Origin of the sequence: Methanobacterium sp. (assembly GCA_016222945.1) — an archaeon.
Classification (GTDB): Archaea; Methanobacteriota; Methanobacteria; order Methanobacteriales; family Methanobacteriaceae; genus Methanobacterium_D.
The window spans coordinates 448,270-463,413 of sequence record JACRPY010000002.1 but is presented as its reverse complement, the minus strand read 5'-3'; the positions used below and the strand labels follow the sequence as shown (position 1 = coordinate 463,413).

General features: G+C 32.2%; 21 protein-coding genes. 18 read left to right on the top strand and 3 right to left on the bottom strand.

What is annotated here, in order from left to right:
• The first annotated feature begins 314 nt into the window (after positions 1 to 314).
• Positions 315 to 1,802, top strand: coding sequence for an NERD domain-containing protein (locus HZC47_02510; protein ID MBI5679753.1), 1,488 nt, complete (start codon positions 315 to 317; stop codon positions 1,800 to 1,802).
• 272 nt (positions 1,803 to 2,074) lie between these two features.
• Positions 2,075 to 2,563 (top strand): HXXEE domain-containing protein, encoded by a 489-nt coding sequence (locus tag HZC47_02505; protein ID MBI5679752.1) that lies wholly within the window; start codon positions 2,075 to 2,077, stop codon positions 2,561 to 2,563.
• Positions 2,564 to 2,587: 24 nt separating this feature from the next.
• Here HZC47_02505 and HZC47_02500 read toward each other — a convergent pair whose 3' ends face one another.
• The 3 genes from HZC47_02500 to HZC47_02490 form a co-directional block, all read right to left on the bottom strand.
• The gene (locus tag HZC47_02500; protein MBI5679751.1) at positions 2,588 to 2,947 is read right to left on the bottom strand and encodes a DUF5518 domain-containing protein; all 360 of its coding nucleotides are present in this window, start codon (positions 2,945 to 2,947) and stop codon (positions 2,588 to 2,590) included.
• Positions 2,948 to 3,011: 64 nt separating this feature from the next.
• Entirely contained in the window at positions 3,012 to 3,809 is a 798-nt protein-coding gene (locus tag HZC47_02495) for a hypothetical protein (GenBank protein ID MBI5679750.1), read from the bottom strand.
• A 268-nt stretch (positions 3,810 to 4,077) separates the two neighbouring features.
• A complete protein-coding gene (locus HZC47_02490) occupies positions 4,078 to 5,259 on the bottom strand; it encodes an argininosuccinate synthase (protein ID MBI5679749.1) in 1,182 nt (393 codons plus the stop codon).
• Between the two features lie 155 nt (positions 5,260 to 5,414).
• Between HZC47_02490 and HZC47_02485 the strand changes: the two genes are divergently transcribed.
• The 16 genes from HZC47_02485 to HZC47_02410 all read left to right on the top strand — a co-directional run bounded on the left by HZC47_02485 (position 5,415) and on the right by HZC47_02410 (position 15,088).
• On the top strand, positions 5,415 to 6,062 hold the full coding sequence (locus HZC47_02485) for a succinylglutamate desuccinylase/aspartoacylase family protein (protein ID MBI5679748.1): 648 nt from the start codon (positions 5,415 to 5,417) through the stop codon (positions 6,060 to 6,062).
• Positions 6,063 to 6,112: 50 nt separating this feature from the next.
• Entirely contained in the window at positions 6,113 to 6,787 is a 675-nt protein-coding gene (locus HZC47_02480) for a metal-dependent hydrolase (GenBank protein ID MBI5679747.1), read from the top strand.
• 260 nt (positions 6,788 to 7,047) lie between these two features.
• Positions 7,048 to 7,344, top strand: a complete 297-nt coding sequence (locus tag HZC47_02475; GenBank protein ID MBI5679746.1) for a Na+/H+ antiporter subunit E — start codon at positions 7,048 to 7,050, stop codon at positions 7,342 to 7,344.
• A 32-nt stretch (positions 7,345 to 7,376) separates the two neighbouring features.
• Positions 7,377 to 7,637, top strand: a complete 261-nt coding sequence (locus tag HZC47_02470; GenBank protein MBI5679745.1) for a hypothetical protein — start codon at positions 7,377 to 7,379, stop codon at positions 7,635 to 7,637.
• A gap of 1 nt (position 7,638) precedes the next feature.
• Positions 7,639 to 7,911: a monovalent cation/H(+) antiporter subunit G gene (locus tag HZC47_02465; GenBank protein ID MBI5679744.1), complete on the top strand. Its 273-nt coding sequence runs from the start codon at positions 7,639 to 7,641 to the stop codon at positions 7,909 to 7,911.
• The gene (locus tag HZC47_02460; GenBank protein ID MBI5679743.1) at positions 7,908 to 8,144 is read left to right on the top strand and encodes a DUF4040 domain-containing protein; all 237 of its coding nucleotides are present in this window, start codon (positions 7,908 to 7,910) and stop codon (positions 8,142 to 8,144) included. The genes HZC47_02465 and HZC47_02460 overlap by 4 nt, the downstream gene beginning before the upstream one ends.
• A gap of 37 nt (positions 8,145 to 8,181) precedes the next feature.
• A complete protein-coding gene (locus HZC47_02455; protein ID MBI5679742.1) occupies positions 8,182 to 8,586 on the top strand; it encodes a cation:proton antiporter subunit C in 405 nt (134 codons plus the stop codon).
• Positions 8,583 to 10,076, top strand: a complete 1,494-nt coding sequence (ehbF, locus tag HZC47_02450; GenBank protein MBI5679741.1) for an energy conserving hydrogenase EhbF — start codon at positions 8,583 to 8,585, stop codon at positions 10,074 to 10,076. The genes HZC47_02455 and ehbF overlap by 4 nt, the downstream gene beginning before the upstream one ends.
• A 42-nt stretch (positions 10,077 to 10,118) precedes the next feature.
• Entirely contained in the window at positions 10,119 to 10,457 is a 339-nt protein-coding gene (locus HZC47_02445) for an energy-converting hydrogenase B subunit G, EhbG (protein MBI5679740.1), read from the top strand.
• The gene (locus HZC47_02440; protein ID MBI5679739.1) at positions 10,450 to 10,734 is read left to right on the top strand and encodes an EhbH; all 285 of its coding nucleotides are present in this window, start codon (positions 10,450 to 10,452) and stop codon (positions 10,732 to 10,734) included. The genes HZC47_02445 and HZC47_02440 overlap by 8 nt, the downstream gene beginning before the upstream one ends.
• Positions 10,731 to 11,201 carry a cation:proton antiporter gene (locus tag HZC47_02435; protein MBI5679738.1) on the top strand — a complete coding sequence of 157 codons (471 nt, stop codon included), beginning with the start codon at positions 10,731 to 10,733 and terminating at the stop codon, positions 11,199 to 11,201. Before HZC47_02440 ends, HZC47_02435 begins: the two co-directional genes overlap by 4 nt.
• A complete protein-coding gene (locus HZC47_02430; GenBank protein ID MBI5679737.1) occupies positions 11,198 to 11,446 on the top strand; it encodes an energy-converting hydrogenase B subunit J in 249 nt (82 codons plus the stop codon). Before HZC47_02435 ends, HZC47_02430 begins: the two co-directional genes overlap by 4 nt.
• A gap of 62 nt (positions 11,447 to 11,508) precedes the next feature.
• Positions 11,509 to 12,870: a 4Fe-4S binding protein gene (locus tag HZC47_02425; GenBank protein ID MBI5679736.1), complete on the top strand. Its 1,362-nt coding sequence runs from the start codon at positions 11,509 to 11,511 to the stop codon at positions 12,868 to 12,870.
• Positions 12,867 to 13,367: a 4Fe-4S dicluster domain-containing protein gene (locus HZC47_02420; protein MBI5679735.1), complete on the top strand. Its 501-nt coding sequence runs from the start codon at positions 12,867 to 12,869 to the stop codon at positions 13,365 to 13,367. The genes HZC47_02425 and HZC47_02420 overlap by 4 nt, the downstream gene beginning before the upstream one ends.
• 45 nt (positions 13,368 to 13,412) lie before the next feature.
• A complete protein-coding gene (locus HZC47_02415) occupies positions 13,413 to 13,859 on the top strand; it encodes an NADH-quinone oxidoreductase subunit B family protein (protein ID MBI5679734.1) in 447 nt (148 codons plus the stop codon).
• A gap of 74 nt (positions 13,860 to 13,933) precedes the next feature.
• On the top strand, positions 13,934 to 15,088 hold the full coding sequence (locus HZC47_02410) for a nickel-dependent hydrogenase large subunit (GenBank protein MBI5679733.1): 1,155 nt from the start codon (positions 13,934 to 13,936) through the stop codon (positions 15,086 to 15,088).
• Positions 15,089 to 15,144 lie beyond the last annotated feature (56 nt).

Here is a 15,144-nt window from a genome sequence, read left to right as displayed (position 1 = left end):
TTTTGTGAATTTATAAAGAAAAAATGGTTTGAGAAAAAGAAAGTTCAGAAAGACTTGGGCAGCATGTTGAAGCTTTAGAATGTTTTAATAATACATTGGAACTTGATCATGAATATGATGAAATTGAAAAATATAAAGAAGTCTTGGATTTGATGAACCAATAATAATGAGTAGCCACAGCCCAAATAAATCTTCAAAATATGATTAAAGGAAAGATTTATGGGAAAACTGTTAAAGTTAAGGTTGTTTATTCGGATATGTATTCTGTGAATGGCTAAAATAGGTTTATTAATGATATTTAATTAAATCTTATTATGGAAAAATGCAAAATTTGCAGTTCTGAACTATATTTAGATCAGCATGATAACGTTATATGTCCAAATTGTAACGGTTTTAATCCACTTTCTAAATCAGAATCTTTAGAAATATGTAAAAAACTAACACAATTCATTGAAAATAAAATGGATTTAATGTGTAATGAATTTTCTTATGATTATTTAATGAAACTTGGGTTTGGATTTAGAGAACATATACCTATACAAACTACTGAAAATTTAACTGAAATTAGGATAGATCAAATAATTGAAGGAACATTATTCATTAAGAATGTTCTTAAAGGCCATCATGGTCCTGATGGCAAATATTTTAAGCCTTTTGTTGAATTAATGGGCATCAATCTTAATGATCTCTCCAGTTTAAGACAATATATTATTTTTATTCAAGAAGATTACGGTAATCTTTTTGAATGTTCTAAATATTTGATAGATAAATATGGATTTAAATGCATTTTCCTTAATGAAAATAAAAAGTATTATACCTTTATTCCTAAAATATCATGGTTAAATTATAAAAATAGTTTAAAAGAGTATTATATCTCTTCAAAAAGTAGATTAAATGAAATTAATAAAAAAATATCAAGTGATAAAAATAATGAGCCTAAAGGAGAAGAAAATTTAGAGAAAAGAGTTTATAAAACATTGCGAGGAATGTATTTCGCATTATATTATGTTTCATTAGATCCAAAAATCTTTTCTTTTGATGAAATTGATAACAATCCTGAGGTTCTACTATTTATTAAGGATTTATTTATTCTTTCACAAGAAATAATTTCAAGAAGTGGCAAATCTTTTGCAAATATATCCAAAGAACTATTTTTTAAAGTAGCAAGAAATTATGATTATAATTCCTATAAATTATTTAAAATGTTTGTATCATCAAAAACAGATATTAAAGAATTTCCCATACTCATTGAACATAATAATAAGCTTATTTTAAGTCCTAGTACTATCCTATTAGTTTGGGGTTTTCTAGAATACAAATTCAATCCTGAAAAAGTAAATAGTTTATTAACTGGACACGATTTTGAAGATGAAATTGAAAAAAAGCTTATAGAATTAGGTTTATCACTTAAAGATCCAAAAAATCCTCAGATTTCTCTAAAAGGACGAAAAGTAAAAACAAAGAATGGAGAAAAACAAATTGATTTAATTGCATATAATAAAGAAGTTATATGGGTTATTGAGTGTAAAGATCATGGATTATGGAAAATAGATCCACAAATAATGTGGAAAAATAGAAAAAAATATAGAATAAGGGATATAAAAATGGAAATTAATAACAAGCACATTGATAGAGTTCAATTTGTAAAAGATAATTATGAGACTTATTTTGGATTCAAAAATGATTATAAAATCAAAGGATTACTTGTAACAAGAATTAAAGAAGATATTGAAGAATATAATGGTGTGAAAATAGTTTCAGGATTTGAACTGGAAAATAGTAATGAATTAATTGAAGAATAATTTTTTTATTATATATGAATAATTATTATCCAAAGCCTAATTTACATAATAACCATTAAAAAGATAATCTAAAAAGATACGGGCCTTAAATTACCTCAAAAAAGAAAACTTCCTCTTTTCATTCATTTAATTTTAAAATAAATAACTAGAAAAAACTTAATCTAAAACTTCCTTCATCCTAAATTCTTCTTATTTTTGATTATTTTCCTTAGAAAACATTATATACGTCACAATCAGATTATAAATAATTATTTGAATTAAGGAGGCAAAAAATGGATTTAAGTATTCTCATGAGCGTACCTATCGTATATTTAATACATATTCTTGAGGAATCACCGCGATTCCCTGCATGGGCTGTTAAGGTTCGTATGATAACTTCCATGAGCTTCGGCGAGTTCGCTCTGGGAAACATTATTTTCATGGCATATGTTCTTGTATCAGTATCTCTTGCAATCTTTTATACCAATGAGTGGACCCTTGTTCTTGGATTATCAACTGCCGCATGGATATTTTCAAATTTCTTAATCCACGCATACTATACTGTGCGCTATGGCGAATATTCTCCAGGTGTTGTGACTGCAAGCGCATTATATGCTCCAGTTGCGGTTTTTATATTCTATAACTTTATAGTATCAGGAATACTAAGCACAGCATACATTATATTGGCCATTATCATTGGTTTTGGAGTGATGTATGTTCCACTGGCTATACAGATGCATAGAACAAAAACAATGCTAAAAAAAACAGAGCCAACAGCATAAAAGAAAATAAATTTAATTACTTTTTTACTTTTTTCTTGATTTAATTAGATTTCCTATCCAAGTACCAAGAAGTGCACCAATGATACTCATAAAAATAACCATTATACAATCAATCAAGAGTATTACAATACTATCAAATGAAAGATGACTAAAAGAACCTGCTATTGCAAGCCTGATTAAATAAATAACTAAAACTAATGTAAATCCAATAAAACCGAATATCAAACCGTTAATAGCACCATTTTTAAAGTTTTCATTATTTAAATAACCTATAATGGCTCCAGCAATGAAAAATCCTATTAAAGATCCAATAAATCCTAAACCAAGTACATAAAAAATTATTATTACAACAATTCCTGCCAATATAGTTTTTAAATTAATCATCTATTCACCATTATTATTTTAATAAAATTCTTAAATTAACTTTTATATCTGATTAAGCTTAAAATCAATATATAAACTCACCAACATAGATTATATATGATGCAATAAGTATCGCAAATAAAATAATGCTAAAAAAAGCTAAAATTGGAGGAGCATTAGGTTTAAAAATTTCATTTAAAAGCAGTAACCAAACGAAAAAAATAACTAACACTAAGACGGCCCAGTATCTCCTACTGTGTTCATTCAACATTCTTTTTTTAGGTGGTTCGTCTATATCTAACTGCTTAGGAATATATTTTAAATTTCCGCCGCATTCGCACCTATCAGTAAGTTCATCTGGAGATTCACCTTCCTGTAATTGATAATATTCTCCACATGCATTACAAACAAGATAACTATTTGATGATAATCTTAATAATTTTATCTTGTCAGCCATTATGTTTAATTCGGAGTTAGGATAGTTCTTTCCATAAATTAATTTTTGAAAAGACATAAGTCGTCCGTTAAATATTTTGAAAATCTCTAAATAAGTTTTTCCTCCGCTAGAATTTATTTCTACTTCAAATTTATACAGCGGTGATAAAAAAAACAGCAAATATCCCCATACATTGGGTAAACCTTCTTGTTCATCGTACTTATAATAAAGATTATTAACTGTGTATCCTTCCTCTAAACGATATCCTTGTTGTTTAAACAAATAATCAACATATAGAGATAGTTTTTCAACAGTCATCGGATCAAAATCAAATAAATAACTATTTCCTGTCCATTCAAAGGGCGCTTCCATCATTTGCAAAAACTCTTGATCTACTCCACTACGTTTAGATTCAAGAGCCATCTTAATTTCTTTATTAGAAACCATTTGAAAAACCTAATTATTTATAATATAAAAGGTTTTTGTGACTATTTATATATAAGTATTATTTTTATGGAAATATATAAGCCATATCTAATTTAATGCTGAATATTTATTTCTCGGAAAATAATTATGAGATAATAGTTTCAGCTGATTTAAGCTTTAAAAAGTTTAAAAAATATTTCCTACATTTAGTCTATATTAAATAAAGAATTATAACTAAAGAAATAAATTAATGCAGGAATTGACTATAAAAATAAAATAAAAGGATATTTTAATCCTTTTTAGAGATATTATGGTAAAGTGCAGCCTGAATACCGTAATTTTTAACCATTCCAGTCATTTCACGCTGATCCATACCTTTATCTTCAAAAGAAACTGTTTCTTCACTGTATAAACTATAAGGAGATTCTCTTCCAAGAATTCTAAGATTTCCCTTGTGAAGCTTTACTTTTACAGTTCCAGTTACTCTTCTTTGCATGTTATCAACCAAAGCATCAAGATCTTCCCTCAAAGGCTCGTGCCACAGTCCATCATATATAAGCTCAGAATAAACTTCACTAACGTGTGCAGCGAATTTAAGTTCACTTCTTGTAAGTACCATCTGTTCAAGTGCTTTATGAGCCGTAATTAGTAAAATTGCGCCAGGAACTTCGTAATTTTCCCTTGATTTAAGACCAATTATCCTGTCTTCAATAATATCAATTCTGCCGATTCCGTTTAAACCTGCAATTTCATTGCATTTCCCAATTAAATCCAATGCATCCATTTTCTGGTTATTTAAAGCTACAGGAACTCCTTCTTCAAAACTAATTTCAATAACTTGAGCTTCATCAGGCGCATTTTCTGTTGATTTTGTCCATTCGAAAGCTTCTTCCGGTGTTTCCACCATAGGGTCTTCTAAGATGTCTCCTTCAATGGATCTTCCCCAAAGATTCTCATCTATACTGTACTGTTTGTCAGAAGGAAGAGGAATACAATGATCTTCAGCATATTTAATTTCTTCACTTCTTGTTAAGTTTAAGTCCCTTATAGGTGCTACAACGTCAAGATCAGACATTGCCCTTATTATAGTTTCGAATCTAAACTGATCATTACCTTTACCTGTGCATCCATGAGCTATTGCATCTGCTCCTTCTTTTTTGGCAAGTTCCACTATTTTCATGGATATTAAAGGCCTTGCAAGTGCTGTGCTTAAAGGGTAACCTTCATAAAGAGCATTAGCTTTGATTGCACGGAATATAAATTCTTCTGCAAACTCTTCCTTTGCATCTATGGTATAATGTTTTAAAGAGCCTATTTTATCTGCAGCTGCTGCTGGTCTTTCTATTTCTTCTTCAGGCTGTCCTACATCCACACATGCAGTTATAACTTCCATGTCGTAATTTTCTTCAAGTAATTTAATGCACACTGATGTATCTAAGCCTCCGCTAAATGCGAGAACCACTTTCTTCATTATTTCACCTTGATTATTTATATGAGTCTTATAAAAATATAAAATAGATATAGAGGATTATCAATTTAAACTTGGTGGAAACTGTGGAACCCAAAGAAAACATTAATATCATATCTCGTGAAACCAGGGGAAAAATTGAAAAAAACACAGAATTAATGGAACATGTGTCTAATAAAGGAATTATAACTGATTTAATTAAAAAAGCAGAATATGGAACTCCTATTTTAAAATTAGGTCACGGTGACCCTAAACTCATGATTACTGCAGGGATACATGGAGATGAACTTCCACCCCAAATAGCTGCAATGTGGCTTATTGAAGATTTAAATAGCAAAATAAACGGAACATTATATATAATACCATTTGCAGTACCAAATGCCACCATGAAGAACTCAAGAAGATTTAAAGGATTCGATATGAATAGAACTGCCTCAAAGAGCGGTTTTATATCCAATAAAATAGTAAATACCGTTAAAAAACTTGAAATTGATGCTTTAGCTGATTTTCACTCTACAAAGCCTGGAAGTAATCCAGGCATTCAAAGCGTTTTTTGTTCTAAAAAACCATGTTATCAAAGTTATTTAATGGCAGAACATGTAACTAACCATACACCGTCTAAAATGATTTGTCATAAAGAAGCAGGGACATTATACAAAGGAGCTATTGAAGATGAATGTAATTTAGCAGGGATTCCTGCTATAACTTGCGAAGTAGTGTCAAAAAATGGTACAGTTGATGGTAAAAGCCCTGAAAAATCCTATTTGCAGATGAAAGCATATTTAGAATATTTCAAGGCGATATAAATAAATTCTATTATACATAACCCTATTTTATTATATAATTAGTGATAAACATGCCATCCTATAAAAAACATGCCCTATTCTCCATAATTATAGCAATACCTTTTATCCAAGACTTTTTTTATCTTTCACTGGCTTTAATTGGGGCTGCCATAATAGACATGGACCATCATGTAAAAAAGAAAAATCTGATTTTAATGGCTGTTTTGGGAGTATCAATATCATTAATCTTATTTATCTTGAATTTGCCCTTTTTAATTGGGATTTCTTTGATGGTAATGGCTTTAATATTTTATATATCCAAACATAGAGGTTTTACACATTCAATATTTGGAATAATTCTTTTATCAATTTTACTTACCTTTTTTATTTTGGGTTTTTACAATCTATTTTATGGAATTAATATTGATAATAAGATTCAATTAATTGCAATATCCCTTATTTTAGGAATTATCACTTTAAATAAAAAAATGATTCTTCCTTTTATTATTGTTGTGCCCCTAGGAATTATTTTAACTCCCAATTTAAATTTAAGTTTATTTTACACCTTTTTAGCCTTATTTCTTGGTTGTTTAAGCCATATAATTTTGGATCTTTTTACTCCAAGTGGCATAAAATTATTAAACCCATTGTCCCCTAAAAAGTTTAAAAAAGGTGCAGGAATTTTTTTATTCTTATTATGGTGTTTTTCAGTGTTTATTTTTGTTTTTAAAGGTTCTATATTCTAATTTTTCTAATTATTTGCCTTATTAGTTCTATTAATTTAAGTAATAAATTTTTAGATAAAAATCCTCTTTAGAAAAAAGAGGTAGCTTTATATATCATGTTTTATCATTATAATTACATGATTAAATGGTATTAAATCAAAGGCCATTAATTTGGATTTTTCCACTTGAAACCATGTTAAATATACCAATTATCATAATGATACTAAAACACTAGCAATATCAACAATAAAAGAGGTAATCACTTGAACATCATATTCCGAATGTTTTATGCAATTGCTTATTTCATCATTCTCATTATAGAAATAATAAAAGCCACATTTGATGTAGCTTTCAGAACCATTAACGGGAAAGTTGAACCAGTTATAGTAGAAATTGAAACAGAACTTAAAAGACCAATTTCTCAAGTAATACTTGCAAACAGCATTACTTTAACCCCCGGAACACTTTCAATTGATGTAGATGAAGAAAACTGCATAATAAAAGTAGCAACTATTGTTCCAAGAGCAACTGAAGACGTGATACCTTTTGAACCATATATTAAAGGATGGCTAGAGTAAATAACAATAAATCACAGTATAAAGGTGTTAAAATGGATATACTACTCTTATCTGAATATATTCTAATAGCAGCGCTGGCATTTTACGCAATAGCCACCATAAGGATTGCAACCAGGAAAACCATATCTATGGGAATTGTAGGAGTACTGGGTCTAAGTGCAGCTGTAGCAACATTATTAATTTTAATTCAAAACATTTACGGCATAGCTTTCTGTAAAGATATAGCCTATGCACTGGTTATTTTAGGTCCAATTGGCACTATAGCTTTTTCAAAAGTTATACGGGGATGGTAACTTGGATGACATACTTACTTTGATAAAATCAGCAGTATTGATAATAGCAGCAGTTTTTTTAATTCTTACAGCAGTTGGACTTCTAAGATATAAAGATGATATGGAAAGAATACTTTATGCAAGAATACACATGCTTGGTGTTGCTGATATGGGTTGTATTATAGCATTACTCGCTCTTAATGAGCCTCTTCTAGCCATTACATACTTATTCTTGACACCATTTGCTTCACACGCTATAGCCAATGCATATTATTATGGAGAGGAAGAAAGATGATTGAATACATATTAATGATTGTAACAGTTTTGGGAGCAGTCATAGCTCTTATGCAAAGAGACCTCCTTAAAGCAGCCATATTAACAGGAGTTTCAGGAGTGGCAATAGCTTTCCTATATCAATTTTTACTAGCTCCTGATGTGGCACTTACTCAGGCCATTGTAGGTACAGCCATAATACCAGTATTTATTGCATTAGCAGTTAAAAAGACACGTAGAATGGAGGAAGAATAAAAATAGATAATATTTATCTATTAAACGGGGAATTATCATGATAATAGACTCACAATTAGCATCATTCTTCACAGCAGGAGCATTAATAATTATAGGTATTTATGCAGCCCTATTTTTAGATAACCTAATCAAAAAAATAATAGGACTAGCATTTATTGGAGACGGAGCAAATCTCTTTATAATCACCATGGGATACAAAGTCAACGGAATCGTTTATATATTCCTCCCAAACATGAAAATAGATTGGTTTGCTCAAAACGCATCATATCCATTACCATTTGCATTAGTACTTACCAGTATTGTAATTGGAGCAAGTACACTTGCTGTAATGCTGGCTTTAGTGATAGTACTGTACAAAAAACACGGTTCCATTAAAGCATCAAAGATTCTTGGAGATAAAGAAAATCAGGATAAAACTCCAGCAACAGGTGATAAATTATGAATCCGCTGATTCCATTAATGGTTATAATTCCCATAGCATGTGCATTACTTTTAAACATGCTTCACAAAAAGGATCGTACGGTAAAAGTACTGGGAATACTTATAGCTTTAGCTTTACCCATTATACCCTTGATTACAAGCTATGGACTTCATTACTTTGGAGGATATGCACCATTAGTTGAAAATCCAACAATAGCACAGGGTTTACCTGCAGCTATAACCAGTTCAGCTTTAAATGTATTCCACCCTGCCATTACATATTTCTTTGGAAGTGCACAGCAGATTTTCATATTTGTACTGGGCTTAATATCATTTTTAGTAATTTTAACAGCATTAAATGAAACAAAAAGACCTTCAGGAGTATACATCTTCCTTATGCTTATGGGGGTTGCTTCAGTATTTGCTATTATACTTTCAGACGATATATTCAACCTTTATGTTTTCTTTGAAATTTTAGCCATAGCTCAAGTAGGAATAATAGTGGCATCCAAAGTCAAAGGTAACTTTGAAACAGCCTTAAAATACATGATTGTTGGAAGTATTGCATCTCCACTCATGTTAGTAGGAATAGCACTTATACTGGGAATTACAGGTAATGTAAATATAACAGATATAATTTATTCATTAAAAACAGGTCTTGTTGATCCACAAAATCCTGTTTTACTTATGGCCTGCGGTTTAATAACATTTGGATGGTTATACGGTTCAGGATTACCTCCATTCCATACAATTAAGTCTGCAGTGTACAGCAAAGCTTTACCACACGGAGCTGCATTACTTCAAGCATTTTCTGTGTTTACATTTGTAGCATTAGGAATTATAATAATTAGAATATTTTCATACATGCCATTTTCAAAGGTATTTATAATTGCCATATCCCTACTTGCCATGATACTGAGCATAACCATGGCATTAATGCAAACCGACTTTAAAAGAATTATTGGATATCTTGCAGTCGGAGAGCTTGGTTACATTGGAATAGGCCTAGGACTTGGGACCAGCTTGGGATTAACTGCCGGTCTTTTCCAAGCAATTAACGAAGCAGTAATAACTGCATTCCTATTTATTGGATTTGGTACCATCCTTTACAAAACAAAAGAAAGTGATATTAGGAAACTTGGTGGAATGATGGTTCAAACACCGAAAGTAGCATTATTAGTGCTTTTAGCTGGTTTGGCTATGGCTGGTGTCCCTCCACTTAACGCTTTCCAAAGTAAATTAATGTTAATTCAAGCATCATTAAATGCAGGAATACCTGAACTTGGTATAATAATGATACTCTTAAGTATCGTGACTTTCATGACATTTATGAAAGCGTTTTATGCTATTTACATGCGTCCTAAGCCAAAAGAACTTGAAATTAGTGATGCAAAAATACCAAAAGCAACCATATTTTCACTGGTTGTATTTTTAATATTCTGTATTATACTGGGTTTGTTCCCACAAATTGCAACCAGTTATCTACAACCAATTACAAACATTCTGATATAATGATAATAACATTAAGAGGGTAAAACAAAATAGAGTGATTCTATGAGCCTTTATGACACTATAATAAATAAAATAAAAGAAGTTCAGGGATATGATGCAAAAAGTGGACCTGTAACTAGCATTACAGCTTCATCAACATTAGCAGCAGAAATAACGCTTTTATCATCCCTTTTAGTTGCGGCAATAATGTTAAGATATTTTAGTAAAACTTTAATGATTGTGGCAGTGCTTCTAATAGCAGCAATAGCAATTTTCGCCATGCCCATAATGCCTAAATTAAAAAAAGAGCAAAACGATTCTCTTAACAGCATGATATTCTATGTGATTTTAGCCCTTGGAATTATCACAACATTATTCTACTGGGGGAGTTTAAATGTCTGAAGGAATTAGAAACCTTATAGCCAGCGTTTCCCTGGCATTATTTGGAGTTACATTGTTTCAAGCAATTTACGGATTTAAGCAAACATTAACTCCAGGGATAAGTATTCTTTACAATTGGGTAGGTCCACATATTGCTCCAAACATGGTTACAAATGTAGTATTTGATTGGAGAGGCTATGATACCCTTGGAGAAGCTTTAATACTTGTAACAGCCGTTATTGTAACTCTTCTTGTGTTTGGAAGAGGAATGGTTGACCTTGGAGGAGATGAAGAATGAGCACAATCCTAAAATTATTCGTATTCCCCATTTCACTGATAATAATCTGTTTAGGAATAAACACAATCCTTGGAGGACACATAACCCCTGGAGGAGGTTTCCAGGGTGGAGCAATGATAGCTGGAGGATTAATATTCTGTATAATTGTATACGGACTTGAAAAAAGTCCTTTTAAACTTTCTCACAATTTTTTAGCCACAATGGAAAGTATTGGGGCTTTAGGATACATATTCCTGGGGCTTGCAGGCCTTATCTTTTCAGGGTTTTATATGTACAATTTAGGTGTGGATCTTTACGGTATAGTTCCTGCAGCCATTCAAACAATATTCAATTACCCCGATCCAATAAATGCAGGTATAATACCTTATCTTAACTATGCAGTAGGTATTAAAGTGCTTGTTGGTTTAAGCGCCGTTGTAATAGCGTTCTTAGAGAGTGACAAAATTCTTGGGGAGAATGAACAATGATTTTCTATATTGGTCCATTAGTACTGGGATTCTTACTAGGGTTCATATTAGGAACTAGAATTAAACCAAATCCCAAAAGCAAATTGAAGTTTGATAAAGAAGTTTATGCCATAGTTCTAATTGCAGCAGTAATCGTAGCATATTATATAGGGCCTTTCCCTTATTATGAGGATGGCCCATTAGCATCCGGATTTGTAGCAGGAATTATTGGTCTAATATTGGGTAAATTAACATTAGGAAGATAATAAAATCTAAAAAGGAGCATAAATAACATATATTTAAATAACAATACTTGAGGGCAAAGATCATGTTTTTATCAACCAAAAAATGCGAAGGCATCGGAGAATGTATCAAAGAATGTCCAACAAGCGCAATAAGACTTATAGACGGCATTGCATTTAGCTGTATTACATGCGGTGCCTGTGCAGAAGCATGCCCCAATAGGGCCATATTTAAAAATAAATATGGAGGATATGTGGTTGATAGGGCTAAATGTAACGCTTGTGGAGTTTGTGAATTAACATGTCCTGTAAACAGCATAAAAATCGAAAATGACCTGGTAAAAGGAATATGTTCCAGATGCGGAATTTGTGTGGACTCCTGTCCAGTAGATGCAAGGGTAGATGCTTATGATGTAATAGAAGACAGGCAGCTTAAATTCCTTGAATCTTTAAATTTAACAAATCCTCCAGAGATAAGGGTTAAAAAAGAAGATGCAATTGCCCAAAGGGTTAATGTACTTACAGACACTGAAAAATGCACCCTATGTAAAAGATGTGAATATTATTGCCCAACAGAAGCCATAAATGTCGATATAAACCTTGAAGGGAAATGCACAGAATGTAGAGTATGTGAAGAGGTATGTCCTGCAGAGGCCATATCTGATACAACTATTGACACTGAAAAATGTACTTTATGCCTTAAATGCATTAAAGAATGCCCTAATAAAGCCATCTATATCGACGACTTTGAGGTAAAAATAAGAAAACCTGAAGAAAATGAAAAAATCAAAGGAAAGATCGTTTCATGCTTAAATTGTGGTTTATGTACTGAAGCCTGCGAATTAGGGGCTTTAAAAATGGTGAATGGTAAAATACGTTATGATCCATCACTTTGCGATGAATGTACATCTATGAAATGTCTGGATGTATGTCCAGTAAGAATATTAAGAAAATCAGACGAAGAAGAACGTAAAATAAAAGGATACTGTGTTTCATGTGGCAAATGTGTAAAAGCATGTGATTTAAACGAAGCCAGAAGCTTTAAAACAGCCAGCTGGGATGGGAAAGTCACTGAAGACTGTATTTCTTGTGGAATATGTGCAGAATTATGTCCCAAAGATGCAATAACTCTTAAAAGAGGAAGTATTGATGTGGACTTGGAAAAATGTATATTATGCGAGAAATGCGCTGTACACTGTCCAAAAGATGCGATCCCTGCAACCACCATGTATAAAAAATCAATAAAAGACGGTTTTGTATTTATAGAAAACAAATTATGCATGAACTGCAGACTATGTACCAAAACATGTCCTGAAGAAGCTATCAGTGAAGATGAACATGAAAAACTTATTGTAGATGATTCAAAGTGTATATACTGCGGTGCATGTAACAATGTGTGTCCTGCAAAAGCAATATTATTTGAAAGAGAATTTGAGGTATCACAATGAAAAATGTAGTCCGAATAGTACTAGAAGGAACCTACAGCAACATAAAAAGAATTATATTCGCTTCAGACCGTGTTACAGACATGAACCTTAGAAGTAAAATCCTTGAAGGACATATAGTCCCCACAGATAAAGTTGCAGAAGAACCATGCATAGGTTGTGCTGGATGTAAAAATGTGTGCCCAACAAGCGCAATTGAAATGGTTAAGTTAGAAAACCCTGTTGAACTGATGGAAGGACTTATTAAAGAACAAAAACCAGTTTTAGACAGCTTAAAATGCGTGCATTGTTATTACTGTCATGATTTCTGCCCATTATATGCATTATTTGGAGAAGCAGGCACCATACATCCAAATGATGTTGGAGATGTGAATCCAGATATAAAAAAGATGCTTGAAAAACCAGTTAAAATATCTGACGATAAATTAGCCTATATATCCAAATTTCTCTCTGACACAGCAATATTAAGAAAAAGAGAAGATAAAAAAAATTCAAAATAATTAATAATACCATAAATTAAACTAATCTAAGAAAGAGGGATTGATTTGAGTTTAAAATCATATTCAAGAGCAAGAGCCGTACATGTGATGCTTGTATATACTGGAGGATGTAACGGCTGCGACATAGAAATAGTAAACTGCATATTTTCACCAAAATACGATGCAGAACAATACAAAGTATTTTTAACATGGAATCCAAGGGAAGCTGATGTACTGGTTGTAACCGGGCCTGTTACAAAGCACAATGAAGCACCTTTAAAAGCTATTTATGAAGCAATCCCTGAACCCAAAGCAGTTGTTGCAGCAGGAGCATGTGCAACAATGGGTGGAGTTTACAAGAACATTCATGGAGATATTCCATCTGAAGAGATTGCAGGACCTGTTGATGAAATTATACCTGTGGCCGCAAAAATTCCAGGCTGTGCTGTAAGGCCTGAAGACGTGATTTCAGGATTAGTTTCAGCATTACCATTATTATTAAATGCAGATTAAAAAAAATGAGGATCAATCTAATAAATTAATGAAAAATAAAATGTCAGAATTATTCTCTGGCAAGGGGTGTCATCATGGATAACAATAACAAAGTCACAAGCAAAGTAATCGAAACAGAAGTTCCTCTGGGAACAGTGCACTCTGCTGCAATAGAACCATACAGAGTAAGGTTATTTGTTGAAGATGAAATAGTAAGGGACGCTGAATTAACTGTAGGTGTCAATCACAGAGGAATTGAAAGAATAATGGAAGGATTACCTGTTGAAAAGGCCAACAGCCTCACCGAAAAAATATGTGGTATCTGTTCCAACAGCCACCTCTGGAATTCATGCCTAACTGCTGAAAAAGGGCTTGAAATTGATGTTCCTCCACGAGCAGAGTATATTAGAATTATAATGGAAGAGCTGGAAAGATTACACAGCCACTTCCTTTATTTAGCCCACGGAAGCGAAGTTTTAGGTCATGAGACATTTGCAATGAGGCTATTTTATATAAGAGAGACTGTAATGGAACTTCTAAGGATGATTGGAGGTAACCGTGTGCAGTACGGTGTTTCAGTCATTGGAGGTATACGACCGCGCTGTGATCTAAATGAAATGAAAATTCAAAAGATCAGCGAAGGTATGAATTACATTGAAGAGAAAATTGGAGAATTTGCAGATAGATTCGTAAGAGATCCAATGGTCATGTCCCGTATATCTGGAATTGCCGCAATTACTAAGGAAGATGCAAGAAGATTAGCTACAACTGGACCTTCACTTAGAGCAACTGGTATTGAAGTGGATTTAAGACGTGACATGAAGGAATATGAACCATTTGAATTTGATGTAATCACACAAGATACTGGTGATGTTAAGGCAAATCTTCTCATGCGTGTTCTTGAAATTCCAGAGGCTGTAAAAATTATCAGACAGGCAATTAAAGACCTACCTGATGGAAAAATAACCAACAGAAGCTGGGAAATGCAGGATACGGGCATTATAAGAAGTTACATAGAAGTACCACGAGGTAAACTCTACCACTCCTACAGTTTAGAGGATGGAAGGGTAAGAAATTCAATAGTAAGGACACCCTCTATAACCAACATAAATACTATGGAGTTTGCATGTATCGGAACTCATATAACCGATGCACAATTAGCAATAGTTCAATGCGACCCTTGCTTTACATGCACTGACCGTGCCGTTAAAATATTAGATGAACCTTTCAGGAATATAACAAAAATTTAGGGGAAAAAATTTAAAAATCCGTAATTCATTGAAATTTATTAAATATTCAAATATTT

What these genes read in the sequence shown, in the direction of transcription:
- HZC47_02510 (MBI5679753.1), top strand. Translation starts at nt 315, where the DNA reads ATGGAAAAATGCAAAATTTGCAGTTCTGAACTATATTTAGATCAGCAT.
- HZC47_02505 (MBI5679752.1), top strand. Translation starts at nt 2,075, where the DNA reads ATGGATTTAAGTATTCTCATGAGCGTACCTATCGTATATTTAATACAT.
- HZC47_02500 (MBI5679751.1), bottom strand. Translation starts at nt 2,947, where the DNA reads ATGATTAATTTAAAAACTATATTGGCAGGAATTGTTGTAATAATAATT.
- HZC47_02495 (MBI5679750.1), bottom strand. Translation starts at nt 3,809, where the DNA reads ATGGTTTCTAATAAAGAAATTAAGATGGCTCTTGAATCTAAACGTAGT.
- HZC47_02490 (MBI5679749.1), bottom strand. Translation starts at nt 5,259, where the DNA reads ATGAAGAAAGTGGTTCTCGCATTTAGCGGAGGCTTAGATACATCAGTG.
- HZC47_02485 (MBI5679748.1), top strand. Translation starts at nt 5,415, where the DNA reads ATGGAACATGTGTCTAATAAAGGAATTATAACTGATTTAATTAAAAAA.
- HZC47_02480 (MBI5679747.1), top strand. Translation starts at nt 6,113, where the DNA reads ATGCCATCCTATAAAAAACATGCCCTATTCTCCATAATTATAGCAATA.
- HZC47_02475 (MBI5679746.1), top strand. Translation starts at nt 7,048, where the DNA reads ATGTTTTATGCAATTGCTTATTTCATCATTCTCATTATAGAAATAATA.
- HZC47_02470 (MBI5679745.1), top strand. Translation starts at nt 7,377, where the DNA reads ATGGATATACTACTCTTATCTGAATATATTCTAATAGCAGCGCTGGCA.
- HZC47_02460 (MBI5679743.1), top strand. Translation starts at nt 7,908, where the DNA reads ATGATTGAATACATATTAATGATTGTAACAGTTTTGGGAGCAGTCATA.
- HZC47_02455 (MBI5679742.1), top strand. Translation starts at nt 8,182, where the DNA reads ATGATAATAGACTCACAATTAGCATCATTCTTCACAGCAGGAGCATTA.
- ehbF (MBI5679741.1), top strand. Translation starts at nt 8,583, where the DNA reads ATGAATCCGCTGATTCCATTAATGGTTATAATTCCCATAGCATGTGCA.
- HZC47_02445 (MBI5679740.1), top strand. Translation starts at nt 10,119, where the DNA reads ATGAGCCTTTATGACACTATAATAAATAAAATAAAAGAAGTTCAGGGA.
- HZC47_02440 (MBI5679739.1), top strand. Translation starts at nt 10,450, where the DNA reads ATGTCTGAAGGAATTAGAAACCTTATAGCCAGCGTTTCCCTGGCATTA.
- HZC47_02435 (MBI5679738.1), top strand. Translation starts at nt 10,731, where the DNA reads ATGAGCACAATCCTAAAATTATTCGTATTCCCCATTTCACTGATAATA.
- HZC47_02430 (MBI5679737.1), top strand. Translation starts at nt 11,198, where the DNA reads ATGATTTTCTATATTGGTCCATTAGTACTGGGATTCTTACTAGGGTTC.
- HZC47_02425 (MBI5679736.1), top strand. Translation starts at nt 11,509, where the DNA reads ATGTTTTTATCAACCAAAAAATGCGAAGGCATCGGAGAATGTATCAAA.
- HZC47_02420 (MBI5679735.1), top strand. Translation starts at nt 12,867, where the DNA reads ATGAAAAATGTAGTCCGAATAGTACTAGAAGGAACCTACAGCAACATA.
- HZC47_02410 (MBI5679733.1), top strand. Translation starts at nt 13,934, where the DNA reads ATGGATAACAATAACAAAGTCACAAGCAAAGTAATCGAAACAGAAGTT.